Annotated in this window: 1 rRNA gene (cut by a window edge); it reads right to left on the minus strand. The window is 56.6% G+C overall.

The window, feature by feature from the left end:
* Window positions 1–32 precede the first annotated feature (32 nt).
* Window positions 33–1606, minus strand: a 23S ribosomal RNA gene (locus ABT403_RS38905) (it continues 1637 nt past the right edge of the window).

The following is a 1606-nucleotide window of genomic DNA, read 5'->3' on the forward strand; positions in this document are numbered from 1 at the left end:
CTTCAGAACTAACACAGTGGACGCGAGCAACTGAGGACAAGCCCTCGGCCTATTAGTACCAGTCAGCTCCACCCGTTACCGGGCTTCCACATCTGGCCTATCAACCCAGTCGTCTACTGGGAGCCTTACCCTCTCAAGGAGGTGGGAATACTCATCTTGAAGCAGGCTTCCCGCTTAGATGCTTTCAGCGGTTATCCCTCCCGAACGTAGCCAACCAGCCATGCCCTTGGCAGGACAACTGGCACACCAGAGGTTCGTCCGTCCCGGTCCTCTCGTACTAGGGACAGCCCTTCTCAGTATTCCTACGCGCACAGCGGATAGGGACCGAACTGTCTCACGACGTTCTAAACCCAGCTCGCGTACCGCTTTAATGGGCGAACAGCCCAACCCTTGGGACCGACTCCAGCCCCAGGATGCGACGAGCCGACATCGAGGTGCCAAACCATCCCGTCGATATGGACTCTTGGGGAAGATCAGCCTGTTATCCCCGGGGTACCTTTTATCCGTTGAGCGACGGCGCTTCCACAAGCCACCGCCGGATCACTAGTCCCGACTTTCGTCCCTGCTCGACCCGTCGGTCTCACAGTCAAGCTCCCTTGTGCACTTACACTCAACACCTGATTGCCAACCAGGCTGAGGGAACCTTTGGGCGCCTCCGTTACCCTTTGGGAGGCAACCGCCCCAGTTAAACTACCCATCAGACACTGTCCCTGATCCGGATCACGGACCGAGGTTAGACATCCAGCACGACCAGAGTGGTATTTCAACGGCGACTCCACAACCACTGGCGTGGCTGCTTCAAAGTCTCCCACCTATCCTACACAAGCCGAACCGAACACCAATATCAAACTGTAGTAAAGGTCCCGGGGTCTTTCCGTCCTGCTGCGCGAAACGAGCATCTTTACTCGTAGTGCAATTTCACCGGGCCTATGGTTGAGACAGTCGAGAAGTCGTTACGCCATTCGTGCAGGTCGGAACTTACCCGACAAGGAATTTCGCTACCTTAGGATGGTTATAGTTACCACCGCCGTTTACTGGCGCTTAAGTTCTCAGCTTCGCAACCCCGAAAGGTCACTAACCGGTCCCCTTAACGTTCCAGCACCGGGCAGGCGTCAGTCCGTATACATCGCCTTACGGCTTCGCACGGACCTGTGTTTTTAGTAAACAGTCGCTTCTCGCTGGTCTCTGCGGCCACCCCCAGCTCACGGAGCAAGTCCGATCACCAGTGATGGCCCCCCTTCTCCCGAAGTTACGGGGGCATTTTGCCGAGTTCCTTAACCATAGTTCACCCGAACGCCTCGGTATTCTCTACCTGACCACCTGAGTCGGTTTAGGGTACGGGCCGCCATGAAACTCGCTAGAGGCTTTTCTCGACAGCATAGGATCATCCACTTCACCACAATCGGCTCGGCATCAGGTCTCAGCCTTAACGTGTGACGGATTTGCCTACCACACGGCCTACACCCTTACCCCGGGACAACCACCGCCCGGGCTGGACTACCTTCCTGCGTCACCCCATCGCTTACCTACTACCACCTTGGATCGACGGCTCCACCACTTTCCTTTCCCCGAAGGGTCCGGAACGGCTTCACGGCCTTAGCATTAG

This window comes from Streptomyces sp. NPDC000075 (genome assembly GCF_040301925.1).
Classification (GTDB): domain Bacteria; phylum Actinomycetota; class Actinomycetes; order Streptomycetales; family Streptomycetaceae; genus Streptomyces; species Streptomyces polychromogenes.